The sequence below is a fragment of the Brevibacterium sp. genome (assembly GCF_052105255.1).
In the GTDB taxonomy this organism is placed as follows: domain Bacteria; phylum Actinomycetota; class Actinomycetes; order Actinomycetales; family Brevibacteriaceae; genus Brevibacterium; species Brevibacterium linens_B.
Map to the genome: position 1 here is coordinate 1 of NZ_JBQDYQ010000025.1, position 24,574 is coordinate 24,574.

A 24,574-nucleotide genomic window follows, 5' to 3' on the forward strand; every position below is an offset into this window, starting at 1 on the left:
ATCGGCAATTCGGGCTGGACCGGGTCCTCGCCGACGTCGGAGCCGCCTCGGCGAGAATCTCGATCCCCAACGCCTGGATCGAAGATCAGAGTGGGGTCGAGGCGGGCATGATGGGTGCCGATGACGATGACGCGCGGATTGCGTTCGTGGACGCGGGCGCGCACGGCTTCGACTGTGCTGTCGCGGTCGGCCGCCGGCACCTGGTCGAGCTTGTTGACCAGCACCAACGTCGTCGCGGCAAACCGCAGAGGCGGCAGACTCGAGGTATCGACGGTGTCGAAGTACATGGTGGCGTCGGCGACGTCGATGACCCCGCCGAGGTGGAATCGGTGGTGGCCCATGCGGGTGATCATGCGAGCCAAGGTCAGGGGTTCGGCGAATCCGCTGGCTTCGACGATGATCGCGTCGAGGCGCAGCTGGGGATTCGTCATCGCCACAAGCGCGTCCTCGAGCTCGGAGTCATCGGTCAGGCAGCACACGCAGCCGCCCGAGATCGACAGCGGTTCGTCGACCTGGCCGACGACGAGTCCGGCGTCGATGTTGAGGTCGCCGAAATCGTTGACGATGACGCCGATGCGGGCGTCGGGGTGGCGCAGGAGGTGGTTGAGCAGGCTCGTCTTTCCGGCGCCGAGGTAGCCCGTGAGGAGAATGACCGGGATCGCCGGTCTGCGTTGGGGTCCGCTCATAGCGCCTCCTCGGTGTTCGTGCCCGGTGTTCGTGCCCGACGGTCCGACTGTGCAGGTCCCGCTGTGAGTGCGGGCCCGTTCTCAGCTCGGGGTCCATCGTCGGTGTGGTTGAACCGCCCGTTAATGGTAACGTGTTTCATTATTTCTCTCGCATATGCACGTTCACGCATATGCCCCTGTGGCGTCGACGATGAGTTCGACAGAGACGATAAGGGAGGACCCACCATGGCAGCTCCGCAGAAGAAGACGCGCAGCACCGCGCAGAAGGCGCTCATCGGCTCTGCTCTGGAATCCGAGACCCGCTTCGTCTCCGCCAAGCAGCTCCACCGCCGCCTCGAGGACGACGGGGCCAGCGTGGGCCTGGCCACCGTCTACAGGCAGCTCAATGCGCTTGCGCGCAGCGGCGACGCCGATACGATCACCATCGCCGAGACCCAGCTCTTCCGCGCCTGCGCGCAGACCGAGCATCACCACCATCTCGTCTGCGAACGCTGCGGCACCGCCGTCGAGATCGATCCGCCGAGTGAGGACTGGATGCGCCAGATCGCGGCATCGAACGGCTTCGAGATCACGCATCACGTCTTCGAGATCTTCGGCCTGTGCGCCGACTGCCGGGCGGGCGACTGAGCGCAGCCGGAGCACCGCCTCGGCTGTCAGCCTGGTGAACCCGCATCAGCTTGGCGCAGGGGCCGAGCTGCGGCTGGTTCACCAAGCCGGCATTCGCGCCGAGCTGTTGAGGCCTCAGCCTCGACGCGCGGAGTCCCACGCGGGGAACTCGTCGTGAAACTCCAGCCAGGCCATCGGACCTGCCAGCAGCTCGGCATCGGTGAGGACGGCCCGGTCGAGCGCCTCGCACAGCCCCGCCTCGTCGAGGTCGAAGCCGATGAATGCGAGATCCTGACCGAGCGCCAGCAGCTCCGCACCCCCGCCGGGAAGCGGATCGACGGACAGCGGTGAGAGCATGAGCAGAGTGCCCGTCTGGTCCCAGTGCGCGGTCACATAGGGCCGGGAGGCGAGCTTCGCGAAACCGGCAGAGCGGACGATGCGACCCCAGCAGCCTTCGCCGAGCGCCGCACTCAGCACCGCCTGCAGGCGCTGCGGGTGAAAGGGCCGCACCTGTTCGAAGCGGCAGGCGCGGACACCTCCCGATCGGGCCGGGGGCCGAAACTCCGAGTTGAGTATCGCCGTCCACCCCGCGGCAGGAGGCCGGTGCCCGAACTGCCAGCACACGGGCTCGTGCACCGCGCCGTCGCGCAGCAGGAAGCGTCTGGCCTCGGGCGCCAGATGCGCGATCAGCCCGCTCGCTGCCTCGACCACATCCGAATCGGAAGGCTCGGGCGCCAGCAGCGCCAGAGTCGAGGCGAACTCGATATGCGCAACGAGGGCTCCTGCGCGAACTTCCGAATCGAGATCGCTGTGCAGGCAGGCAAGGTCGAGCACGCAGACGAGGTCGGTGAGCACGGCTCGCGTTTCGGGGGCGCTCAGGGCTCCGATGATCTCCGCGCAGTCCGCATCGTCCCCATATTCGAGGACGAACCCGTGCACCCCGGAGGTCATGCCGACCAGTTCGACGAGGCGGTCGATCGCCTCGATGCCCTGCTCCGACTGCTCCGCAGGCACGAAGACATAGCCGCGATCCCTGGCCAGAGTCATCGCATAGTGCCTGCGCTCGGCCGCGCAGAGTCCGACGACGGCGATCGCTTCGATTCCGTCGACAATAGGCCTCCGATCGCCTTCGGCTGATCCCCGCATTCGCTTCCCTTCGATCGAGAACATAGTATTGAGTCTAATGATACTCATTCTCACTAAGGAGTCACGCTCATGAAGGTTCGCCGTTCTCTGCGATCACTGAAGTCCCAGCCCGGCTCGCAGGTGGTCCGCCGCCGCGGCCGCGTCTACGTCATCAACAAAAAGAATCCTCGGTTCAAGGCCCGCCAGGGCTGAGTCGGGCGCGAATCGCTTCGAGCTCGGCTGCCGTATCGAAATCACGCACCGCCTCAGGGTCGACGACGACCACAGCCGGTTCGAGTCCCCTGAACAGCAGCTTCACCGCACCATCGGTGGGGTCACCGAGTTCGGCCAGACGAGTACGCAGCAGCCGAGTCGGCCAGGCCGCGCAGAGGAACTGCGTCTTCCCCCGATCATCGGTGCCCGTGGCCGGACGTCCGGTGGCCCGGCACGTGGAGATGAGCTCACCGAGGTGGCCCGCCGTGACCATCGGCATGTCCCCGGCCAGGACGAGGGTGACATCGGCCGTCTCGGCCGGGAAATCCGTCTCAGGCGGCATCGCCTCCGCTGCGGCCGCGATCCCGGCCAATGGGCCCGCGAACTCGGGTTCTTCCCGAACCACGCGGACGCCTTTCTGCTCCGCCTCCGAGAGTCCGTCTGCGGGTCCGGCCACCCACACCTCGGCGTCGGCTGCCGCACCGCGGATGCTCTCCAGGATTCGGGAAATCGTCGACCGTCCTGCCACCTCGACGCCGGGTTTGTGCTCACCTCCGAAACGTCGCGAACGACCGCCGGTGAGAATGATCGCGTTGACCGTCATACCTCGATCGTACCCACCGCGAACTCCACGTTCAGCACCCCGCGGACGACGAAATCCGCAGCCCATCAGTCTCGAATCGGCGCTACTCTGGGCAGGAACACACCCACATCGCGCACGCACCGTCGAGTGCCCGGAGGAAGATCATGTCGAAGTTCGATGTCGTCGAAGCGTCCATCGCCGATCTGCGAGCCGCCCTCGCCGGCGGCCGCACCACCTCGGTGGAGCTCGTCGAGGCCTATCAGGACCGGATCGCCGCATTCGACGGCCTCGACACCGACACGAAGCTCAACTCCGTGATCGTCAAGAACCCGCAAGCCCTCGCCGAGGCGGCCGCCTCCGACGAACGGCGCGCAGCCGGTCAGACGCTCGGTCCCCTCGACGGGATTCCGTACACCGCGAAGGACAGCTATATGGTCGCGGGCCTCACCGTGGCCTCCGGGTCACCGGCCTTCGCCGACCTCGTGGCGCAGAAAGATGCGTTCACGATCGAACGGCTGCGCGCCGGCGGTGCCATCTGCCATGGCCTGACGAACATGCCGCCGATGGCCAACGGCGGCATGCAGCGCGGACTCTACGGCCGTGCCGAAAGCCCGTACAACGCCGACTGGCTGACCAGTGCCTTCGCCTCGGGGTCCTCGAACGGCTCCGGAACGGCCACGACGGCGAGCTTCGCAGCGTTCGGCCTCGGCGAGGAGACCTGGTCCTCGGGTCGTGCACCGGCGTCGCACAATGCGCTCGTCGCCTACACACCCTCGCGCGGGGTCATCAGCGTGCGCGGAAACTGGCCGCTCGTGCCGACCATGGACGTCGTCGTCCCCCACACGCGCACGATGGCCGACCTCGCGGAGGTTCTCGACGTCATCGTCGCCGACGACGAGCAGACTCGCGGGGACTTCTGGCGCGTCCAGCCCTGGGTGGACATCCCGAAGGCGAGCGCGGTGCGCCCTGACTCCTATGCTGCGCTGCTGCCGGAATCGCTCGCGGCGGCACAGACGGTGTTGGCCGGCAAACGCCTCGGCGTTCCGCGGATGTACATCAACGCCGATGACGAGGCCGGAACGAACCCGGACGGCGGTATCGGCGGGCCCACGGGAGACCGAGTCGAGACTCGCGCCTCGGTGATGGAGGCCTGGCAGGCTGCGCGAGCCGATCTCGAATCCGCAGGCGCCGAGGTGGTCGAAACCGACTTCCCGGTCGTGAGCAATTACGAGGGTGACCGGCCCGGTGCCCCGACGATCGCGACGCGCGGGTTCGTCACCACCGACTACCTCGATCGGGAGATCAACGACCTCTCGTCGTGGGGGTGGGACGATTTCCTCGCCGCGAACGGCGACCCGAACCTTTCCACCCTCGCCGAGGTGGACGGAGCCATGATCTTCCCCCACCCACCCGGTGCGCTTCCCGATCGATACGTCGGCTTCGACGATGACATCGCTACCTACCCGAAGCAGGTGCGCACGAATCGTTATGCCTCGGTCACGGAGATCCCCGAGCTCGCATCCGGTGTGCGCGGGCTCGAGGAGACCCGCCGGGTCGACCTCGAGGAGTGGATGGATGAGCATGGCTTCGATGCGGTGGTCTTCCCGGCGATGGCCGATGTGGGACCGGCGGACATGGACGTCAACGAAGCGTCCGCGGACCTGGGATGGCGCAACGGCACCTGGGTGGCCAACGGCAACCTCGTGCCCCGCCACCTCGGTATCCCGTCGGTGACGGTGCCGATGGGAGCAATGGCCGACACCGGTATCCCCGTGGGACTGACGATCGCCGGTCGCGGCTGGGACGATTCCGCACTCATCGAGATCGCCGCTGCGTTCGAGGCGACAGGTGAGCGCCGGCAGGCGCCGCCGCGGACTCCGCGGCTGTAGACACGCGGCAGCTGCGCCGGCTCACTCGCTCGCCGACTTCACGGTCCGGAGGCCAGCTCGCGTTTTCGCCTGGAGGCGTCGCGCAGCTGCATCCATCCGGCGAGGATGAACCAGATGAGCAACGGGTAGGACGCGGCTCGCTCGACGATGCCGTCGGGCAGGTCCCAGCTGTCCGGAGCAGCCAAGAACAAGGTACCGGTGAGTCCGAATACGCCCAGTCCGAGTGTGAGCCCGCCGAAGTCGACGGGACCGATCCGGCGTTTCTCGGGCCATCGGACCATGGCGATGCCGGCGGCAAGCAAGCCGAGGTTCTGGATCACGGATCCGCCGATTCCGAAGACGGCGTGCAGTCTCGGATCGATGTCTGCCGGGACCATCCCGGTTCCGGCCAGCAGCATTCCGCCGGCGGCGAGCATAAAGGACCCGCACCGGCCCCAGCGAGTCGGGGCGATCCAGTCGTGCCAGATGAAGGCGATGATCGCGAGCATCGATCCGGCGATGATGGAGACGCCGTTGACGAAGGGATGGGCCGGTGAGCAGACCTCGATCGGGGTTTCCGCGTCTCCCCATTCGCCGCATCCGGTCATCCCCAGATGGCTGATGGGCTGCCGTGCGAATGAGTAGCCGCCTTCGGACATCAGTGCCGCGGGAATCTCGATGAGGATCGTGGCCATGCCGACAAGCACGGCGAGAAGCGCCCACACCCGCTCGGGTTTGGGCGAAACGCGGATGGTGCCCGAACCGGCCACCTCTGCTCCTCCGTACGGCGACATCGGATGGTGGTCACGCTATCACCGCGCCTGCCTGAAACCTTCTGGTGAACCGGTCCGACCCCTGGCGTGTCGAGGCACAACAGTGGAAAAGTATTGACCATGGTCGATTACACGGTTCTCGCCGAACGCGCTTTCACCCTGTTGCAGGGACATCACCAGGACGAACCCCTCGTGCTGCCGACCGTCTGGGATGCCTGGTCGGCTCGTGCGATGGTCGACGTCGGTTTCAACGCACTGAGCATCGGATCCCATCCGCTCGCCGATTCGCTCGGCCACGGCGACGGTGAGCAGATGACGCTTGAGCAGGCGCTCGAGGGGATCTCCAGGATCACCTCGGCGGTGGATGTTCCTGTCACCGCGGATCTCGAATCCGGGTACGACACCCCCGCTCCCGAGCTCATCGCCGGTCTCCTCGATGCCGGAGCGGTCGGTGTGAATATCGAGGACACGGTCCACAGCCGGGGCAGCATGCGCAGCCCCGAGGAGCACGCCGAATACATCTGGAGCCTGCGCCAAGCCGCCGAAGCGCAGCGGGTCCACGTCGTCATCAACGCCCGCACCGATGTGTTCAAGTATCCGGGCGATTTCGACGATCCGACCGCCGAGGTGGTCCGACGTCTGCGTCTGTGCACCGAAGCCGGAGCGGACTCCGTCTACCCCGTCCGTCTGCCCGATGTGGGCACACTCAAATCGATCCTCGCGCAGATCACGCTGCCGCTCAATGTCACCGCGCACCCGATCAAGGGCGCGGTGCCCGACGAACTCGACCTCTCTCAGCTCGCTGAACTCGGGGTCGGGCGCGTGACCTTCGGTCCACTTCTGCAGGCGGCGCTGACCGACTGCTTCGCGGATTTCACGCGCGCTTGGCAGTAGGGTCATCCCCCTGCCGTCGGCATCATCCACGGCAACTCACCTCCACCCCACCACAAGAGGAGACGCAATGCCTGCCAATCCCCGCGAAGGCCAGCCGATCTGGATCGACTATGTCTGCCAGGACTGCGAGGCCGCCCAGAACTTCTACACTCAGCTCTTCGGCTGGGAGTTCGCCGACCTGGGTGAGGACTTCGGCCATTACAACATGATCACGAAGGACGGAGGCAACGTCGGCGGCGCCATGCGAGCCATGAACATGGACGGCACCCCGAGCCCGGAAATGCCCACAGCCTGGTCGACCTACCTGCACACTGGCGACATCGCCGGAACCTATCAGGCTGCGCTGGGCGCCGGAGCCGCCGAAGTCGTCGGCCCCATGCCCGTCGGCCCGCTCGGTCAGATGGCCGTCGTCGTCGACCCGACGGGATCACCCATCGGCATGTGGCAGCCCGGTGGGTCTTCTCATTCGACATCACCCCGATGGAGGGGTTCCCGTACTCGACGCACGGCGACGGTGACGAGGCTGTGGCCGGAATCTGTGATGCCAGTCAGTGGGCACAGAACTCCTACTGGCGCACCTACATCAACGTCGAAGACGCCGATGCCGCGGCAGCAAAGGTGACAGAGCTCGGCGGCACAGTGCTCGCCGGTCCGGAAGACTCCCCGTACGGTCGCATCGTCACGGTCACCGACCCGGAGGGAGCGACGTTCCAGCTGCAGCAGAATCTGTGACCGTCACGGAGGCGCCCAGACACTGGTTCGGTCGGCTGCTCTGTGGCAGTCACTGATCCGGCCGTGACTGACACCGATCGATTTGAACCGCTGCGGCGGCGATTCCTCAGCCTTGGGCTCGGAGAGATCGTCGCCGCAGCGGTCTTCGCACTCGTCCCGACACAACTCCCCTTCATCGCCGCCGACGGCGCCGAGGCCGCTCTGTGGTCAGCGCTGTTGCCGCTGCTCTTCATCCTCGTCCAGGCTGGGATCTACTGGCTGCTCGCGCGGCATCATCTGCCTGGCCCGATCCCTCGCACGACCGCCGGCGTTTATCGGAGCTTGCGAATCATCAACCCACTCGTCCTTCTCGCATCCGGTATCGGCATCGTCGTCACGTGGCCCGGAACTTCACTCAGCGCGGTTCTCATCATCGCCGTGTGGTTGTTCGCGGTCGCCGAGTGCGTCAACTACTTCCATTTTCGGCTCTCCTACCCCTGGTCGATGTGGGCCGGGCAGGTCGGACGCTGGTCAACGCCGAGGTTGGTCCGCGACCTCCGCAGAGCGTGAGAACTGCTCAGGCCCGCAGCGCAAGCGCGAACGGCAGCACCGAGGTGGCTCCTGCCCTGCGCAGCAATCGTGCACAGACCGTCATCGTCCACCGCGAGACGACCTCGTCGTCGACGAGCAGCACTGATTTCCCGGCCACCGCCTCCTCGACGTCGGGAGGAACAACGAAGGCTTCATAGAGGTCCTTGACGCGGAAGGCACTGTTGACATCAGGTGTGCCGTGGTCGCCGACCTGCAGCAGCTCACCACCGTCGACGAGACGACCGGCAGAAGCGAGATTCGCGGCCAGGGACCGCACCGTCACGGGACGGCGATTGCTCGGGATCGATACGACCAACTCGGGCCGTGTTTTCCAATCCCATTGCGCCAGCACGTCGAGGCACCATTTGCCGATCCGACCGGGCACCTCCGCATCGGGAGCATCGGGGGCGAGGAACGACCGGAGGGTCTGCCCCTGCCCGAGGTCGGACAGACGCGCGATCGCACGCCCCTCCTCGGCGAGCTCTTCGGCCGGGATCCGGCCCTTGAGCGGGACACCGATATTGGCCAGCCCGCTGGGCCAGGTGCTGCGCGGCTCGATGGGCAGACCGATCTTGTGCAGGTTCCCCGCCGCGGCCTGGCGCTGTTCGTCGGAGATCTCGGCAGAGAACCACACTCCGGCGCAGTTGTCGCAGCGACCGCACGGGTGCGGGTCGGGATCGTCGAGCTGACGGATGAGGAACTCCATCCGGCACTGCCCGGTCGCCTCATAATCGAGCATAGCCTTGGCCTCTTCGGCTCGGACGGCTGCGACCTTCTCATAGCGATCCCGGTCATAGGTCCACCCCAGCCCGGTCGAGGCGTACCCACCTTTGACCTTCGTCACGGCGTCTTCGACCTCGAGGGTCTTGAGCAGCAGATTCAGGCGGGAGCGCTTGGTTCCGACCAAGGTCTCCAAGCGGGCCACGGACAGGGGGCCGTCCGCCTCGGCGAGGGCCGCGAGCACAGCATTCGCGTCGCCCTGGTTCGGCATCGACGCGGTCGCGAAGTACTCCCAGATCTGTTCGTCCTCTGCACCGGGCAGCAGGAGGACGTCGGCGGAGTCCGTGGCGCGGCCGGCGCGGCCGACCTGCTGGTAGTAGGCCACGGCCGAGGAGGGCGCGCCGATGTGGATGACGAATCCGAGGTCGGGTTTGTCGAATCCCATGCCCAGCGCCGAGGTGGCCACCAGCGCCTTCAGCCGGTTGTCCTTGAGCTGCTGTTCGAGTTCGGCGCGTTCTTCGGCATCGGTCCGGCCCGTATAGGCGCTGACCTCGTGGCCCTGTTCGCGCAGCATTCGGGTGATGTCCTCGGCGGCGGAGACGGTGAGCGTGTAGACGATTCCGGACCCGGTGAAGTCGTTCAAGTGCGAGGCCAGCCAGGCGATGCGGGCACTGGCGTCGAGCCCGCCGAGGACTCCGAGACGCAGGGAATCGCGGGCGAGTTCGCCGCGGACGACGGTGGTGTCATCGCCGAGCTGTTCGGCGACATCGGCGACGACGCGGGAGTTCGCGGTTGCCGTCGTCGCGAGCACCGGAGTGTCGCGCGGCAGTTCGGACAGTATCCGGCCGATGCGGCGGTAGTCGGGGCGGAAATCGTGGCCCCAGTCGGAGATGCAGTGGGCTTCGTCGACGACGATGAGGCCGAGGAAGGCCAGCAGCTGCGGCAGCACTTCGTCGCGGAACTGCGGATTGTTCAGCCGCTCCGGGGAGACGAGGAGGACGTCGAGGCTGCCGGCCCTGAGGTCCTCGAGCACGGAGTCCCATTCGGTGACGTTCGAGGAGTTGAGGCTGGCGGCGCGGACTCCGGCGCGTTCGGCTGCGGCGATCTGGTCGCGCATGAGCGCCAGCAGCGGGGAGATGATGAGGCTCGGCCCGGTGCCCGAGGCCCGGAGCATACGGGTGGCGACGAAGTACACGGCCGACTTGCCCCACCCGGTGCGCTGGACGACGAGGACGCGCTTCTTGCCCTGCACGAGGTCGCGGATGGACTCGAGCTGGCCGTCGCGGAACTGCGCGGTCGGGTTCGCGGTGAGCTCGGCGAGGATGCGCTGCGCCTCGATCGCGAAGTCGTCAGGCGTGCCGGGTGAGTCGGCAGCGGGTGGGGATGTCGGGGTGGATTCCGTCATGGGGCCAGTCTAGGTGGAGGCACTGACACCGCGGGCCGCTCCCTGCGCCGCATCACAATGTGGTCAGCACATCGATACGAGGCTCGGTCAGAGCCACCTCGGCTCAGCGCAGGGCGTACTCGACGCCCAGGGTGGCGAGCACACCGAAGAGGATGCCCCAGAGGATGATCGAGATGATCTGCCAGACAGCCACGACATTGCGATTCGCACCGAATCCGACCATTGCCGATGAGGTGATCTGCGAGGGCAGCAGTGTCTGGCCCAGCAACGAGACTCCCGGCACGCCGAATCTGTCGAACATGCGCTTGAGCCGCTGCCGCTTCGGTTTCTCCTCGACCTCTTTGTTCTTCGTCGCTTTGTCCCTGATCGCGCCGGCTCCGTAGACGAAGGCGAGCATCGAGACGACGTTGCCGATGACGGCCACCAGTATTGCGACAACGGGATGCAAGCCGATTGCCACGCCGATCACGGAGCCGAAGTACGACTCGACGAAGGGGATAGCGGAGACGAGCAGAACGCCCGCCCACTGCAGCCAGTCGGGGAAACTTCCGGCGAATTCCTGCAGACTGTCGATCATGAGGGCTCTCTCTTCTTCCGTTGGGGTCCTCTGGTCGGGTCAGCACACTGTTCCTGCCGCGTCGCTTCAACGCTTTAGTACACCGTACTAGTACAATGTACTATACACTGAAGCAATGCACCGATGTCAATGACGCAAGGAGCTCGGTTGTCGAAGCGAGACGACATCATCACCGCGGCCATCCGGCTGGCGGAACGGTCGGGACCCGGCGAGGCCAATCTCAGCGTGCGCGCCGTGGCCAAGGAAGCAGGGGTCGGACCGTCGACGCTGCGCCACTACTTCCCCACCCAGGCAGACCTCCACGAGGCGGTCGCGCTGCGTTCCATCGACACCGTCGTCAAGGATTTCTCCATCGCCGATGCGGCCCTCGCCCCGGCCGACCGGCTCTATGAGTGCTGTGCCCAGTTTCTGCCGACCCATGAGCATCGGGATGTGCAGCTCGAAACCTGGTTCTCCATGCACCTGCACGCTCTCGGCGCCGAGAAGCGGGCAGTGTCCCGGCGTCTCCTCGAACACGGCCACCGAGTCACCTATGACAGTCTGCATCGCTGGCTGAATCTGCTCGCCGAGGAGGGGCACATCGACCCCACCGAGGTGGCTCCGACCGCCACAGCGCTCTTCACCACCGTCGACGGCATCGCCCTGCACTCGATCATCTCGCCCGAGACCATGACCGTCGACGCCGCACATAAACAGGTCAAGTGGACGATCGACAAGCTCCTCAGCTCCTGATCTGCCCAGTATAGAATCACCGCAATCCGGCCTCGCCCGCTCACCGCATGAAGGCGGCAACGCGGCGCAGCGCGCCGGTCAGGCGAGAGAGCTTGTCCGAGGCCAGAGTCCAGTGGTGCCAGTACAACGGGACGTCGATATGCGGCTCGGGACCGATCTCAACGAGGTCGGATTCGAAACCGTCGAGCTGCATGACCGGCACCATCCCCCAACCGAGGCCCGCCCCCACTGCGGCCGCGAACTCCGCCGACCCCGGCACGACCGACATCGGCGGCCGCCCGTCGACTCCGCAGCGGCGGAGGAACTCGAACTGCAGGTCGTCATCCTGGCCGAAGTTCACCATCGGCAACCTGGTCAGATCCGCCTCGGTGCCGGTGGAATGCCGATCGATCAGGGAGCGTTCGGCCACGGCGGTGTAGCGCATCGCCCCGAGCTCGGCGACCGTCGTCCCGTACCCGCCGGTCGCCGTCGAGGTGATCGTGCCGAGCACCTCACCCGATGCCAAGAGCGGCAGCGCTTTGTCCTGGTCGACCATCTCGATGCGGAGGACGACATCGTCCCAGGCGGCCGCCTCGGCGAAGATCGGGCGGAACCACGTCGCCATCGAATCGGCATTCACCCCCACCCGAAGCACGGTGGGCTCACGACCCCGGTCGCCGGATCCGCCCTCCCCGAGGGAGTCGGCGTCGATGCCGTGCAGCCGAGCGAGCGCCTCGGACTCCAGCAGCTCGACCTGCCGGGCGTAGCGGAGGATGGCCCGCCCCGCCTCGGTGACGGTGATCGGATTCGTTCGTCGGATGAGCACCTGCCCGAGGCGGTGATGCCGAGGACGAAGGCCGCCCCTTCGACGGTGCCTTCGTCGACAGCGGCAGCGAGCGCTTTGACGTGATCGATGTTCATGAAGCAATTGTGCATCAGATGCACATTCTGTTGTTTTTCTTCTTCTCAGCCGGTCTCTACTGTTGAGTCCGTGCTCACTCATCTCGTCACCGGACTCCTCACCGGCTGGTCGCTCATCATCGCCGTCGGCCCGCAGAACGCGCTCCTGCTGCGGCAGGGGATCCGGCGCGAGCACCTCGGCGTCGTCGTCACCATCTGCATCGTCGCCGACGTCCTGCTCATCGCGGCGGGCACGGTGGGGATCGGGGCGATCGTGCTGCTGGCACCATGGGTGCTCGAAGTCCTGCGCTGGCTGGGTGTGGCGTACCTGCTGTGGTTCGCGTGGACGAGCCTGAAATCGGCGCGCGAAGCCACCGGGCTGAAGGCCGATACCCACCAGCGGACCCTCAAGTCCATCATCCTCACCACTTTGGCGCTGACATTCCTCAATCCCGGCGTCTACATCGACACCGTCGTCATGCTCGGCAACCTCGCCAACCAGCAGGGCCCCGACGGGGTGTGGCCGTTCACTCTCGGGGCGATGCTCGGCTCGATCAGCTGGTTCCTCACCATCGGCTACGGGGCCCGCGGGCTCTCCCGTTACTTGGGACGGCCGCGGGTCTGGCAGGTCCTCGACGTCGTCATCGCCGTCGTGCTCGTGGCGCTGGCCGTGCGGCTGGCACTCGGGTAAGCGCTGCGCCGAGGCGACCGACTCCGTGTTCGATGTCAGTGCCCGTTGGTACCGTCGCAGACATGGATACCCGAGTCGATCTGCCGCTGCGTTCAGTGGCCGAGCACGCCCATGCACCACCGAGGCTGAGCCCTTGGCTGCGTGATCTGCCCGCCGTCCGTGACGCTCTGGCCGGCTTCGAATTCGATCGCACGACCGTCTTCGTCGGCGAGAACGGCTCCGGCAAGTCGACCATCATCGAGGCCATCGCCACGGCTCTCGACCTCCCGCACGGCGGCGGCTCCGGTTGGGAGGTGCGCGATCACGCCGAGGCTCCTCCTGAACTGAGTGAACACCTGCAGATCGTGCGCGGAGCGACGACGAACCGCAGCGGGTTCTTCCTCCGCGCTGAAACGATGCACGAGAACATGGCTTATCTCATGGACGTCGGTTCGATGCGTGGCCATCACTATGCGCAGCGATCGCACGGTGAGATGTTCGTCGACATGCTCACGGGCCGTTTCATGGAGCTGGGCTTGTGGATCCTCGACGAGCCGGAGAGCGCGCTGTCGTTCACTGCCTCGCTGACTCTTCTTCAGCTCATCCGCGAACGCCAGCGGAAGGGCCTGCAGACCATCATGGCCACCCACTCCCCCATCCTCGCTCGGGCCGACAATGCGAAGATCGTCGAGGTCGGCGACTGGGGACTGCGCGAATCCCGATGGGCAGACCTCGACATGGTCGATCACTGGCGCCGCTTCCTCCACGACCCGCAGCGGTACCTGCGCTACCTCGACGACTGAGCCGCCGCCTGCGGCCACAACGCCAGAGGCGACCCACGCCTTGCGCCCGCCCCCGGCCTACAGCTGCAGGCTCGGGTGGAGCTGAGTGAGCGTGACCATGCGCTTGCGGCTGCAGACCACGGTTGTGGCGACCAGGCAGATTGCAGTCATCAGCAGCAGGACCACTGCCGCCTGCGCGGCGATGAACATGTCGCCGCCAGCGACCAGGGTCCGCAGGCCCTTGACCGCGTGCGTCATCGGCAGGAACGGCGAGATGATCTGGAATATCTTCGGCGCCGTCTCCACCGGATAGGTTCCGCCTGCCGATGCGATCTGCAGCATCAGCAGAACCAGGGCAATCAGCCTGCCGACACCGCCCAAGGCCGCGACACACAACTGGTGCACGGAGTGGAAACAGGCCGCCGCGAGCATCGAGAACAGCAGCGTCCACAGCCACGCTCCGGCCGAGAAGTCCAAGGTGAAGGCGAGGATCGCGTAGAGGACTGCGACTTGAGCGATACCGAAGAGGAGCCCGGGAACGTAGCCGGCCCAGGCGATGCGCGACGAAGTCGCCGATGAGAACAGCGCCCGATATGGAATGGCGTTGATGACCATATAGGTGATCATTCCGCCGATCCACAGAGCCAAGGAGACGAAGAACGCGGACAGTCCTTCGCCGTAGGTGTCGACCGCGTTGTCCTTGACCTTGTCGGCGTCGACGGGAACCGCCACGACATCCGAACGGTTCTCCCGGTCCTTCTTGTCATAGGTCGGGATCTGCTCGAGTCCCTTCTGCAGCCCGTCAGCGAGTTCGCCGGAGCCGTCATCGAGTTTATCCGCGCCCTTGTCGAGTTCGGTCGACCCGTCGACGAGCTGTTCCGATCCGTCCTTGAGATCACCGGCTCCGTCCTTAGCCTTCGCCGTGCCGTCCTTGAGCTGGACGGCCCCGTCATGGAGGTCACCGGCTCCCTTGGCGAGCTTGCCCGCTCCGGCGTCGAGCTTGATCAGCCCGGAGTGGAGGTCGTCGGCACCGGTCGCGACCTTCTGCGCTCCGTCGTCGAGCTGACCGATCTTCTTATCCGCCGTACGGATCTTGTCCATCACCCCGTCGACAGCGTCGGTCAGCTTGTCCTCGAGGCTCTTGGCTTCATCCTTGGCATCCGAGGCGCGCTTGTGCGCGGAATCGAGGTCCTCGCCGAGGCTGTCGGCATCCTCGGCGAGTTTCTGCACGTTCGGGTCGTCCGGATAGTCCTCCTGCAGCTGCTTGATCCGCTCGTCCATGTCCCCGCGCACGGTGGTTCGGGCATCGTCGAAGTCCCCTTCGGCGCGCTCGAGCTTGGGGCGGGCACCATCGACGACGTCATCGGCCTTGCGTTTGACGTCCTCGGCCTTCCTCGTGGCCTCGTCGGCGGTATCACGCAGCTCCGAGGTGCCGTCGGCGACCTGCCCTGCGCCGTCGGCGAGTTTCTTCGAACCGTTCTTCGCCTCGGTGGTGGATTTGGCCAGGGTATCGGCACCGTCGGCAAGGTCGCCGCTGCCTTTCTTCAGTTCACCTGCACCCTTATCGAGGTCGATGAGCCCGGTCTGCAGGGTTCCGATGCCCTTGTCGAGCTTCGTCGTCCCACCGACGAGTTCGCCGGTACCGTCGTGGAGTTGGCCTGCTCCGTCGTGCAGTTCGGCCGCACCGTCTGCAGCCTTCTCCGTCTCGGAGTGGATATCGTTGAATCCGAGATACACCTGTTTGACGTACTCGGCGGTCGTCGTCTGACTCAGTCCGTCCTTGATCTCGGAGAGGATGGTCCCGGCCATCTGCCCGACGATGAAGTTGTGGGCGTCGTCGGTGCGCAGCCGCAGCCCTGCCTGCTCCGGATCGTCACCGCCGGTCGACACGAGCTTCTCGGAGAAGTCCGAGGGGATCTCGAGGACCGCGAAGTACTTCCCTTCGGCCAGCCCCTCGTCGGCTTCTTCCTGGCTGGTCTCCTCCCAGTCGAATCCGCCTTCGCCCTTCGGCGTGATCTCGTCGACGAGTTCCTGACCGGCGTCGAGCTTCTCTCCGTCCGAGTCGGGCTTCTCGGCGCCGGTATCCTCGTTCACGACCGCTGCCTGCAGCTTGTCGAGGTGCCCGGTCGGGTCCCAGTTCGAGGCCAGGTACAGCCCGCCGTAGATCGACGGGATGACGATGATGACGATCATCGCCAAGCGCGTGATCGTGTGACGTTTGAATCGTGAGAGTTCTAACCAGGGCAGGAAGAACATTCGGCAATCTCCTCGGATTCGTGTACGTGGGGCAGGAAGTTCAGTGTTTGGACCCGCGATGAGCGGGAGGGTGGGGCGGCAGTTCGAGTTCGACAATCGTCGGCTCCGCGCGGGAGCCGAGCGACCTGGTGGCGATGTCGAGTTCGCTCGAGTCCTCGCAGGAGACGATGACCGTGAGCAGGTCCTCGGGATCCCGTGATCTGCGCAGCTGCTGGTAGATGAGGATCCCGGCCCAAGCACGGGCTCGGTCGGCGGATTCGCGCAGGTAGTCGATGTTGTCGATGACGACGACAGGTGGGCGGCTGAGGCTTGCCAGCCCGAATTCGAGGAAGAATTTCTGCAGCTCGCTCAGCTCGGAGACGAATACCTCTCCGTCATCGTCGATGAGGAAGTCCGCGCGCTGGGCGTCCTGCTTCGAGAACGTCCCCGGCGGGAGTTCGTCGATCATCTCACCGGCCGTGGTGAAAGTGTCCCGGATGAGGCCGATGACCTCGCGCAATGTCGATTTCGACGCCCACGGCTTATACCAGGGCTGCAGCATGATCTGTCGTTCGGCGACGTGCTGAGCGACCGTGAAATCGTCCTCAAGGTCCGTCAGCCCAGCGATATGTCCGACCGCGACCTGCCCGCGCACGGCGCGGGCCTGCTTGCGGATATCGATATCGCCGAGGCGGCCCTCCCCGTCCGAGACCCGCATCCTCGCAGCCAAGGACAGCAGGAAGGAGGTCTTCCCGCTGCCGGCGGGACCGCGGACGACGGCGATGGCGCCGGTCGGCACCTCGAGGTCGATATCGGTGAACACATCGCCTTGTTTTCCGGACAGGGACCAACCGCGCAGCGAGACCGCTGGCGCGTCGATGTCGGCGTCCTCGGCGAGAGTGTCCGTTGTGCTCTCCATAGCCATCGCTCCCAATCGTCTGTGCCCTTGTCGATCCGGTCAGTGCCGGAGATCTCTGCACCGCGCAGGTGACTGCAGAATACGCCACTACCGGCACGTGGGGTTGTGAAGCGGGCGACTCCACATGAAGTTACCGGTTGGTAACGCAAGTGAATTCTCTCATGGAAATGATGGGAGAGTGACTTGGGAAGACCCAGATGTCACGAATTGCACATCGATTCTCTGTACAGAGGCTATCGGGCGGTCTTTCGATGGGACCGCGGCACCCTCTAGACAGCCGGGGCTGCAACGCGGTTTCAGGGGTCGGGTTGCCTCGGCGAGGGGATTGCAGTCGCGCATCGGGCACCGCCGAGTTCCATTCCCACCACACGTCGCACCTCGCCCCGGTCCTCGCAATGCGCCCTCCCGGCAGCACAACGCCCCGCCGGCGGCATCGTGCACCGTTGCAAAGGTGCGAGATGACACTGACGGGGCATGATGGTTGCGCAGCTGTGTTACGTGTCAGCAACTAGACGTGATGCTCCGTCCGAGCACAGGCGCCGCAGTCAGACCTCGAAATCAGACGTCGAAGCGCTGACCCTCGGGCTTAGGCGGCATGATCTCCATGACGAGCACAACGATTCCGCCGATAGAGGTCAGGTTGAGCAGGTAGAAGAGGCCGGAGAAGCCTGCATCATGGAGGCGGCGCCAGGAGACAGCGATCGACGGCACGATCGTGGCCAGGACAAACACGCCGAGAAGGACTCCGCCGATGCCCATCAGTGCAACGCCGCCGCCCGAGGGCGCCCCGCCCCCGTAGGGATCGGCGGAAGCAGACGCCGCCATCATCACGGCTCCGATGACGACAAGAATGTAGGGCACCAGCGCAACGAGAACGCAGAACAGCGTCGCCCACCAGAACTCACTGCGCGAGGCCCGCCCGCTGAACTTCGCGTAGTTCTTGAAGAAGCGCTTGACGGCCTGGCCGAAGGATGCGCCGTAGAGCGGCAGTGAGAGGTCATCGGGGCTGGCGGCACCGCGGGGTGCGCCACCGTAGCCCTGACCTCCGAAGCCCTGACCTCCGTAGCCCTGGCCGGCCGGCATTCCGGCTCCTGGCGCCCCTTGACCGGGTGCGTCTGAGTTGTATGCTGCATTCGCGTCGTAGGACATGATGACCTTCATCTGTAGGTGACGTTTCTGGTCGCATTCCGTCGTCGATCAGCAGAGTTCTCTCAGTCGATCTTCAGATTGCGCGAAATCTATTCTGCCCTAGGCTCTTCGTCATCATTTATCGAACCGGTTTCAGATCTGCAACACAGCTCTTGATTCACTCACTTGTCATGATCCGGACACGGAAACGGCGCCCGCACAGATCAACTGTCTGCGCGGGCGCCGCACTCCACATCGGGTTCAGTCCCGGGTGCCCAGCCTCGAAACGGACGTGAGACTCAGGCGTCGCCTCCGGTAAGGGCATAAGCCTCGTCGACCGGCGACTCATCGAGGTGCCCGTCGACGCGGCGCAGCGCCTTCCACCCTAGTGAGATGACGACGACCGACAGCAGCACGGCCCCCGCACCGAAGAGGTACGGAGATCCTGCACTGATCGATTCCGACACCGCACCGGCAACGATCGGCGCCACCGCACCGCCGATGAAGCGCACACCCGAATACGTGCCAGATGCGACCGGGCGAGGCAGGTCGCTGACCTCCATCGCCGATTCCGTGAACACCGTGTTGAGCACGCCCAGAAGCATGCCCGCCACGATGATGCAGACGATGATCCCGGCCAGCGACTCGACGAGGAAGGACATCACGCCAAGCAGCACGGCCAGTGCGACCAGGGTGACGATGAGGCTGCGACGACGCCCGATCCGCTTGGTCAGCACGGGAGCGCCGAACACCGAGGTGATCGCCACGCAGATGCCCCAACCGAAGAAGACGTAGCCGAGGCCCATGGCGCCGAAGTCCTCCATGCCCAGCTTCGCGGCGGCAGCCTCGACGGGGAATGGGCTGTAGGCCAGCAGGATGAAGAAGCCGAAGTTGTACAGCAGAGCGGAGACGCCGAGGATGGCCACACCCGGGCGAGCCAGCGCACGGAAGGTGGCGCTGAGCCTGATCGGCTCCGCCGACGCTCCGTTCGAGCTCGTGCCGCTGGGCAGCAGCACGATGATCGCGATGAAGCCGATGGCCATGAGGACGGCGGTGCCGAAGAACGGCCCCCGCCAGGAGATTCCGCCGAGGAGCCCGCCGAGCAGCGGGCCGGTGGCGATGCCGACGCCGAGCGCCGCCTCGTAGAGGATGATCGCCTTGTCCGCACCCCCGGAAGCAGCACCGACGATCGTCGACAGAGCGGTGGAGATGAACAGCGCGTTGCCGAGACCCCAACCTGCACGGAAGCCGATGATCTGGTCCACGGAACCGGAGAATCCAGCCAGAGCCGCGAACGCGACGATGAGCACGAGACCGATGAGCAGCGTGGTCTTCGCACCGATGCGGGATGACAGGAAGCTGGTGAAGAACATCATTCCGCCGGTGATGAACAGATAGCTGGTGAACAGCAGCATCGATTGGGCGGGGGTGGCGTCGAGCTCGGCCGAGATGGCCGGCAGGATCGGATCGACCAAACCGATGCCCATGAAGGCGATGACCGCAGCGAACGCGACCGCCCAGACGGCACGCGGCTGGCGAAGGATCGACGCTCCCGCCCCGGAATCGCCGGGTGTTTCGTCCCCTGGTGTTTCGTTGTCTGCTGACGCTCTCATCTGCTGGTCGCGTTCCCTTTCCTATGGTGCGTTCCGCTTGCGAGATCCGCTTCGGAAACGTGGTTGAAAAACTGAGATGTGCTCGGCGGCTAGCCCGCAGTAGGTTCCGGATCCGATTCGTTGTCGGGTTCGTCGACGCCGTCGACCGGGTGACGGTCCTTGAGGAAGTCCGAGACCAGTCCGAGCGCACGATCGACGCTCTGCCGCTCCTCGACGCTCAGCGACTCGAAGTAGGGCTGCATCTGCTCGATCATGATCGAGCGGTTCTCCGCCAACCTCTCCCGCCCGGCTTCGGTGAGTGAGAACTGCGAGGCGCGCCCGTCTGTCGGACTGGGCTCACGCACGACGAGCCCGGCTTCCTCGAGCTTGGCGAGAAGCTTTGTCGCCGCGGGCTGAGAACTCAAATATCCCTGCGCGAAATGACCGACACGAACGGGTTGATACTGCTCGACTACGGCGAGCGCACGCAGCGCCGCCAAAGAGTTCTCGTTGCCGATCACTCGTCGAAACGCCCTGGTCAGACGCGACGAGACGACAACGAGCCGCGCGACCAGTTCGGCCGAATCCACATCATCCATAACTTCTTTATATACCTAGGTTATGCATTTTGGCAAATCACGGTGACGCGAGCGCAGCCCCGCCCTGCTGTCACTATGTGACAGACCTCACGGCCGCCTCGGTGATGGTCATGCTACTCTGGCCTCACATGTTCCGGGGACGGTGAAATTCCGTACCGGCGGTCACAGTCCGCGACCCGCTCGCATTCGTGCAGGCGGTTGATTCGGTGAAATTCCGAAACCGACAGTCAGAGTCTGGATGGGAGGAGCATGGTGGCCTCGGCCGCTGTGTTTCGGTGCATTCGACCGCACCGTCGCACCCGACTGAGACGCCCTGATGGTTGCACCCGCAATATCCTCCCTCCCGGCGAAGGCTCGGGAGGTTTTTCATGGGCGCGCAGCCAGGCGAAGCAGCGGAATTCACGGACCTCGAATCCGCGGCGATGATCGCCGCTCTCAATGCGGCCCGCGAAGGTGTTCGCGGAGCGAATCCGCTGGTAGGAGCCGCAATCCTGACAGCCGATCGGCAGATCGTGACCGGTCACCACGGAGGTGCGGGAACGCCCCACGCCGAGGTGGACGCGATCACCACCGCCCACGACCTCGACATCGATCTGACCACCTCGACGCTGTTCGTCACGCTCGAGCCCTGCGCCCACCACGGCCGGACCGGCCCCTGCACCGAGGCGATCACCAACGCTGCGATCCCCTCCGTCGTCTTCGCCTCCCCCGACCCGAATCCCTTGGCCGCCGGCGGTGGGACCACGCTCGCCGAGGCAGGGCTGACGGTCCGTTCGGGACTGCACGAAGACGACTCCCGCACTCTCAATTACCGCTGGGTCCGGTCGACGGCCGAGGCGCGCCCGTTCGTCACAGCCAAGATCGCGCAGAGCCTCGACGGTGTCGTCGCCGCCGCCGACGGAACCAGTCAGTGGATCACCTCGGCGGAGTCTCGCGCACACGCTCACGAGGTCCGGGCCCGAGTCGACGCCATCCTCGTCGGCACCGGCACCGCCGTGGCCGACGATCCGCGTCTCAATGTCCGCGGTCCGGACGGAATCGCGCTCGACGCCCAGCCACGGCCCGTCGTGCTCGGCACCTCGGAGCTGCCTGTCACATCGTTTCTCGCTCTCAATCCGCACGCTCTGCATCTGCGCACCCACGATGTCCGTGAGGCCCTGGACGAGCTGTACGCCGCCGGAGTGCGCCACCTCCTCGTCGAAGGCGGGCCGACGGTGCTGGGCGCGTTCTTCTCCGCGGGGGTCGTCGACGAGGTCTTCTGCTATCAGGCTCCGATGCTCATCGGACCCGGCCGCAGCAGCGTCGACGGCTTGGACATCGACACCCTGTCCGATGCGCTGCAGCTGATCCCCGACGACACGGAGACACCGGCGGTGTCGCGGCTCGGCCCGGACTTCCTGCTGCACTTCGCAACTGCGGGTCCGGAGCCTGTCGAAACCGGCTCCCCCGAACCAGGCACATAGCCGCCCTCCTCCGGTCACCACCGACCACCGCTTGAGAATCTGGAGTCACATGTTCACCGGAATCATCGAAGGACTCGGCACCGTCGAGTCCATCGAGCACACGAACGATTCGGCCGCGATCACCATCGACGCCGGCGCCCTCGTCGCCGACCTCGAACTCGGCGGCTCGCTGGCCGTCAACGGCGTCTGCCTGACCTCGACGAGGAGGCCCACCGAGCAGCGCCCCGGCCTCTTCACCGCCGAGGTCATGGGCGAGACCCTCCGCCTGACCGGACTCGGCACTCTGGGCACGGGCGACCGAGCCAATCTGGAGCGCTGCACGCCCGCCTCAGGGCGCTTCGACGGCCATGTCGTCCAAGGACACGTCGACGGCCGGGGCGAACACCTGAACCGGATCGACCGTCCCGACTGGTCGACCCTGCGCGTCGGGATCCCGAACGACCTCGCACCGCTGACCGCGGTCAAAGGCTCGATCGCCCTCAACGGGGTCTCCCTGACGCTGACGGCCGTGTCCGAGCCGAGCGCATCCTCCGCGTGGGTGGAGGTCGGCCTCATTCCGGCCACTCTGGCGCACACGACGTTCGGACAGATGCCGGTCGGCGCGGCCGTGAACGTCGAGGTCGATGTCCTCGCGAAGTACACCGCGCGCCTTTTGTCCTTCCGCACCGCCGCCGGTAACGACACCGCCGCCGGCACGGTCCCCACTCACTCGAGCCCCGCCTCGGTGGGCTCGCCACTGTCGAACAGCACCCAGCAAGGAGTCGATCATGACTGATCCCGTCGCTCACGCCAGCCGCCTCGATCCCATCGATGCGGCCATCGCGGCCATCGCGGTCGGTCGGCCGGTCCTCGTCGTCGACGATGAGGACCGGGAGAATGAGGGCGACCTCATCATGGCCGCCGAGTTCGCCGACGCCACGACGATGGGCTTCTTCGTCCGCCACACCTCGGGGGTCATCTGTGCACCGATGACCGCCGCCAGGGCCGACGCCCTGCGACTGCCGCCGATGGTCAGCGACAACGAGGACCCGAAGGGTACGGCCTACACGGTCAGCTGCGATGGGGTGGGGGTGACCACGGGAATCAGCGCCGCCGAACGCGCCGAGACCGGTCGGGTGCTCGCCGCCGCCCGCCCTGATCCGGCGGCGATCTCCCGGCCCGGCCATGTCTTCCCACTCATCGCGAAGGACGGCGGTGTCCGGGAGCGCCCCGGCCACACCGAGGCCGGGGTGGAGTTCGCGCTTTTGGCCGGTGCTCAGCCAGTGGCAATGATCGCCGAGGTGGTCCACGACGACGGGTCGATGATGCGCTTCGACGCCGTCCGCACCTTCGCCGACGCCCACGACCTCGTCATGGTCTCGATCGAACAGCTCATCGCCTACCTCGAGCTGCGTGACGCGAATGCGTCGAACGACTCCCCGGCGGCCCTATCGTCGGCGGCGGACGATTCCCGCCCTGAGGCGAGCGCCTCGGTGACGGCTGCCGGTGCGCTTGGCGGTCACGAGTCGGTTGAGGCGACCGCGGAGGTGGCTCTGCCGTCGGAGCACGGCAGCCTGCGGGCCCGCGCGTTCACGATCAACGGGCATGACCACCTCGGCGTGTTTGCGGGGCCCCCGGATTCCGGCACGGAGGGTCCGGCGCCTCTCGTGCGGCTGCATTCGGAGTGCCTGACCGGGGACGTCTTCGGTTCGCACCGGTGCGACTGCGGTGAGCAGCTCGACCTGGCGCTCGACCTCATCGCCGAACACGGCGGGGCGGTGCTCTACCTGACCGGACACGAGGGGCGCGGAATCGGGCTGCGCAACAAGCTGCGCGCCTACGCTCTGCAGGATCAGGGGCGGGACACCGTAGATGCGAACCGGGACCTCGGGTTCACCGACGACGCCCGCGACTACCGTGCCGCAGCGACCATCCTGCGCTCGGTCGGGCTGACTCGCATCCGCCTGCTCACGAACAACCCGGCGAAGACCTCGGCTCTCGAAGAGCTGGGCATCACGGTCGCAGCTGTGGTCCCACTCGAGGTCGCGGCGCGGCCGGAGAACACGCACTACCTGGCCACGAAGCGCGAACGCATGCACCATGTGCTCTCACTGCCGGAGGTCGCGGGCACATCCGGTACTTGCGCGGGCACAGCCGGGGCCGTCGCCAGCTGAACCGCGCTCTCACACAGACACGAACCAGGCTCTGCGGAGCTTTCGAACAAAGGACACACTCATGGCTCATTCCGGAGCACCAGACCTCACCGTCGACGCCGCTGACCTGCGCGTCGCTATTGTCGCCGCCTCCTGGCACACCCAGATCATGGACGGGCTCGTCGACGGGGCCCAGCGCGCCGCCGCCGAGGCCGGAGCCGAAGCCACGCTCATCCGTGTGCCCGGCAGCTTCGAACTGCCCGTCGCCGCGGCCCGCCTGGCACCGCACTTCGACGCGGTCGTCGCCCTCGGAGTCGTCATCCGCGGCGGCACCCCGCACTTTGACTACGTCTGCCAAGCCGCCACCGACGGCCTCAACCGGGTCGCCATCGACTCCGGCAAGCCCGTAGGATTCGGCGTCCTGACCTGCGACACCGAACAGCAGGGGCTCGACCGTGCCGGACTCGAGGGGTCGGTCGAGGACAAGGGGCATGAGGCGATGACCGCCGCCCTCGTCACCGCTCAGGCACTGGTGCCTTACTCGCTGGGTTGAGTGGCAGGGCCTCCACGAGTGAGTGGGTCGGCCGCCCCTGGCTTCCTCAGACCGATCGGACCGCAGAGCCTGCTTCCACAAGGATAAGTGTGCGCAGATTGCCCATTTGGGTGTCCCAAGTGGCAATCTGCGCACACT

At 66.0% G+C, this 24,574-nt stretch carries 26 protein-coding genes and 1 riboswitch; of the genes, 14 read left to right on the forward strand and 12 right to left on the reverse strand.

Annotated elements, in window-relative coordinates:
• Positions 1 to 686: GTP-binding protein (locus ACTIIH_RS08710; RefSeq protein WP_441451457.1), on the reverse strand; the 686-nt coding region annotated here is incomplete at its 3' end.
• Positions 687 to 911: 225 nt separating this feature from the next.
• On the opposite strand from ACTIIH_RS08710, the gene ACTIIH_RS08715 reads away from it, so the two are divergent.
• On the forward strand, positions 912 to 1,313 hold the full coding sequence (locus tag ACTIIH_RS08715) for a Fur family transcriptional regulator (protein WP_127365014.1): 402 nt from the start codon (positions 912 to 914) through the stop codon (positions 1,311 to 1,313).
• Between the two features lie 114 nt (positions 1,314 to 1,427).
• On the opposite strand, the gene ACTIIH_RS08720 is transcribed toward ACTIIH_RS08715, so the two are convergent.
• The gene (locus tag ACTIIH_RS08720) at positions 1,428 to 2,462 is read right to left on the reverse strand and encodes a GTP-binding protein (protein WP_441451458.1); all 1,035 of its coding nucleotides are present in this window, start codon (positions 2,460 to 2,462) and stop codon (positions 1,428 to 1,430) included.
• 45 nt (positions 2,463 to 2,507) lie between these two features.
• Here ACTIIH_RS08720 and ykgO point away from each other — a divergent pair, with 45 nt between their 5' ends.
• A complete protein-coding gene (gene ykgO, locus ACTIIH_RS08725) occupies positions 2,508 to 2,630 on the forward strand; it encodes a type B 50S ribosomal protein L36 (RefSeq protein WP_039212194.1) in 123 nt (40 codons plus the stop codon).
• Here ykgO and mobA read toward each other — a convergent pair.
• Positions 2,611 to 3,234 (reverse strand): molybdenum cofactor guanylyltransferase, encoded by a 624-nt coding sequence (gene mobA, locus ACTIIH_RS08730; RefSeq protein ID WP_441091286.1) that lies wholly within the window; start codon positions 3,232 to 3,234, stop codon positions 2,611 to 2,613. The two genes, ykgO and mobA, sit on opposite strands and share 20 nt — an antisense overlap.
• Positions 3,235 to 3,377: 143 nt before the next feature.
• Here mobA and ACTIIH_RS08735 point away from each other — a divergent pair, with 143 nt between their 5' ends.
• Positions 3,378 to 5,102 (forward strand): amidase, encoded by a 1,725-nt coding sequence (locus ACTIIH_RS08735; protein ID WP_441451459.1) that lies wholly within the window; start codon positions 3,378 to 3,380, stop codon positions 5,100 to 5,102.
• 38 nt (positions 5,103 to 5,140) lie between these two features.
• Here ACTIIH_RS08735 and ACTIIH_RS08740 read toward each other — a convergent pair whose 3' ends face one another.
• Positions 5,141 to 5,875: a DUF998 domain-containing protein gene (locus tag ACTIIH_RS08740; RefSeq protein ID WP_441451460.1), complete on the reverse strand. Its 735-nt coding sequence runs from the start codon at positions 5,873 to 5,875 to the stop codon at positions 5,141 to 5,143.
• A 99-nt stretch (positions 5,876 to 5,974) separates the two neighbouring features.
• Between ACTIIH_RS08740 and ACTIIH_RS08745 the strand changes: the two genes are divergently transcribed.
• The 4 genes from ACTIIH_RS08745 to ACTIIH_RS08760 all read left to right on the forward strand — a co-directional run bounded on the left by ACTIIH_RS08745 (position 5,975) and on the right by ACTIIH_RS08760 (position 8,029).
• Positions 5,975 to 6,748 (forward strand): isocitrate lyase/PEP mutase family protein, encoded by a 774-nt coding sequence (locus ACTIIH_RS08745; protein WP_441451461.1) that lies wholly within the window; start codon positions 5,975 to 5,977, stop codon positions 6,746 to 6,748.
• A gap of 67 nt (positions 6,749 to 6,815) precedes the next feature.
• The gene (locus ACTIIH_RS08750; protein ID WP_441451462.1) at positions 6,816 to 7,370 is read left to right on the forward strand and encodes a VOC family protein; all 555 of its coding nucleotides are present in this window, start codon (positions 6,816 to 6,818) and stop codon (positions 7,368 to 7,370) included.
• Positions 7,367 to 7,480, forward strand: coding sequence for a VOC family protein (locus ACTIIH_RS08755; RefSeq protein ID WP_441091291.1), 114 nt, complete (start codon positions 7,367 to 7,369; stop codon positions 7,478 to 7,480). The genes ACTIIH_RS08750 and ACTIIH_RS08755 overlap by 4 nt, the downstream gene beginning before the upstream one ends.
• A 63-nt stretch (positions 7,481 to 7,543) precedes the next feature.
• A complete protein-coding gene (locus ACTIIH_RS08760; RefSeq protein ID WP_441451463.1) occupies positions 7,544 to 8,029 on the forward strand; it encodes a hypothetical protein in 486 nt (161 codons plus the stop codon).
• Positions 8,030 to 8,036: 7 nt separating this feature from the next.
• Here the strand turns inward: ACTIIH_RS08760 and ACTIIH_RS08765 are convergent, their stop codons facing one another.
• Together ACTIIH_RS08765 and ACTIIH_RS08770 are read right to left on the reverse strand one after the other, a co-directional pair.
• A complete protein-coding gene (locus ACTIIH_RS08765) occupies positions 8,037 to 10,175 on the reverse strand; it encodes a RecQ family ATP-dependent DNA helicase (RefSeq protein ID WP_441451464.1) in 2,139 nt (712 codons plus the stop codon).
• 103 nt (positions 10,176 to 10,278) lie between these two features.
• Positions 10,279 to 10,752, reverse strand: a complete 474-nt coding sequence (locus ACTIIH_RS08770; protein ID WP_169253380.1) for a hypothetical protein — start codon at positions 10,750 to 10,752, stop codon at positions 10,279 to 10,281.
• Positions 10,753 to 10,899: 147 nt separating this feature from the next.
• Between ACTIIH_RS08770 and ACTIIH_RS08775 the strand changes: the two genes are divergently transcribed.
• Positions 10,900 to 11,484 carry a TetR/AcrR family transcriptional regulator gene (locus tag ACTIIH_RS08775; RefSeq protein WP_441451465.1) on the forward strand — a complete coding sequence of 195 codons (585 nt, stop codon included), beginning with the start codon at positions 10,900 to 10,902 and terminating at the stop codon, positions 11,482 to 11,484.
• Between the two features lie 40 nt (positions 11,485 to 11,524).
• Here ACTIIH_RS08775 and ACTIIH_RS08780 read toward each other — a convergent pair whose 3' ends face one another.
• On the reverse strand, positions 11,525 to 12,289 hold the full coding sequence (locus tag ACTIIH_RS08780; RefSeq protein ID WP_441451466.1) for an ArgP/LysG family DNA-binding transcriptional regulator: 765 nt from the start codon (positions 12,287 to 12,289) through the stop codon (positions 11,525 to 11,527).
• 165 nt (positions 12,290 to 12,454) lie between these two features.
• On the opposite strand from ACTIIH_RS08780, the gene ACTIIH_RS08785 reads away from it, so the two are divergent.
• Complete coding sequence (locus ACTIIH_RS08785) at positions 12,455 to 13,054, forward strand: LysE/ArgO family amino acid transporter (protein WP_441451467.1); 600 nt, start codon at positions 12,455 to 12,457, stop codon at positions 13,052 to 13,054.
• Positions 13,055 to 13,116: 62 nt separating this feature from the next.
• Positions 13,117 to 13,836: an AAA family ATPase gene (locus ACTIIH_RS08790; protein ID WP_441451468.1), complete on the forward strand. Its 720-nt coding sequence runs from the start codon at positions 13,117 to 13,119 to the stop codon at positions 13,834 to 13,836.
• A gap of 57 nt (positions 13,837 to 13,893) precedes the next feature.
• Here ACTIIH_RS08790 and ACTIIH_RS08795 read toward each other — a convergent pair whose 3' ends face one another.
• The 5 genes from ACTIIH_RS08795 to ACTIIH_RS08815 all read right to left on the reverse strand — a co-directional run bounded on the left by ACTIIH_RS08795 (position 13,894) and on the right by ACTIIH_RS08815 (position 20,288).
• Positions 13,894 to 16,071, reverse strand: a complete 2,178-nt coding sequence (locus ACTIIH_RS08795) for a YhgE/Pip family protein (RefSeq protein WP_441451469.1) — start codon at positions 16,069 to 16,071, stop codon at positions 13,894 to 13,896.
• A 40-nt stretch (positions 16,072 to 16,111) separates the two neighbouring features.
• Positions 16,112 to 16,969: an ATP-binding cassette domain-containing protein gene (locus ACTIIH_RS08800; protein WP_441451470.1), complete on the reverse strand. Its 858-nt coding sequence runs from the start codon at positions 16,967 to 16,969 to the stop codon at positions 16,112 to 16,114.
• A gap of 558 nt (positions 16,970 to 17,527) precedes the next feature.
• Positions 17,528 to 18,052, reverse strand: coding sequence for a DUF805 domain-containing protein (locus ACTIIH_RS08805; protein ID WP_441451471.1), 525 nt, complete (start codon positions 18,050 to 18,052; stop codon positions 17,528 to 17,530).
• A 344-nt stretch (positions 18,053 to 18,396) separates the two neighbouring features.
• Positions 18,397 to 19,710 (reverse strand): MFS transporter, encoded by a 1,314-nt coding sequence (locus tag ACTIIH_RS08810; protein WP_441091298.1) that lies wholly within the window; start codon positions 19,708 to 19,710, stop codon positions 18,397 to 18,399.
• An 89-nt stretch (positions 19,711 to 19,799) separates the two neighbouring features.
• Positions 19,800 to 20,288 carry a MarR family winged helix-turn-helix transcriptional regulator gene (locus tag ACTIIH_RS08815; RefSeq protein ID WP_441091299.1) on the reverse strand — a complete coding sequence of 163 codons (489 nt, stop codon included), beginning with the start codon at positions 20,286 to 20,288 and terminating at the stop codon, positions 19,800 to 19,802.
• Between the two features lie 125 nt (positions 20,289 to 20,413).
• Positions 20,414 to 20,542: riboswitch (FMN riboswitch) on the forward strand.
• Positions 20,543 to 20,656: 114 nt separating this feature from the next.
• Between ACTIIH_RS08815 and ribD the strand changes: the two genes are divergently transcribed.
• The 4 genes from ribD (at position 20,657) to ribH (ending at position 24,436) form a co-directional block, all read left to right on the forward strand.
• Positions 20,657 to 21,751, forward strand: a complete 1,095-nt coding sequence (gene ribD / locus ACTIIH_RS08820) for a bifunctional diaminohydroxyphosphoribosylaminopyrimidine deaminase/5-amino-6-(5-phosphoribosylamino)uracil reductase RibD (RefSeq protein ID WP_441091300.1) — start codon at positions 20,657 to 20,659, stop codon at positions 21,749 to 21,751.
• A gap of 49 nt (positions 21,752 to 21,800) precedes the next feature.
• Positions 21,801 to 22,526, forward strand: a complete 726-nt coding sequence (locus ACTIIH_RS08825; protein ID WP_441451472.1) for a riboflavin synthase — start codon at positions 21,801 to 21,803, stop codon at positions 22,524 to 22,526.
• On the forward strand, positions 22,519 to 23,904 hold the full coding sequence (gene ribA / locus ACTIIH_RS08830) for a GTP cyclohydrolase II (protein ID WP_441451473.1): 1,386 nt from the start codon (positions 22,519 to 22,521) through the stop codon (positions 23,902 to 23,904). The genes ACTIIH_RS08825 and ribA overlap by 8 nt, the downstream gene beginning before the upstream one ends.
• Positions 23,905 to 23,965: 61 nt before the next feature.
• On the forward strand, positions 23,966 to 24,436 hold the full coding sequence (gene ribH, locus ACTIIH_RS08835; protein ID WP_101543960.1) for a 6,7-dimethyl-8-ribityllumazine synthase: 471 nt from the start codon (positions 23,966 to 23,968) through the stop codon (positions 24,434 to 24,436).
• Positions 24,437 to 24,574: the final 138 nt, after the last annotated feature.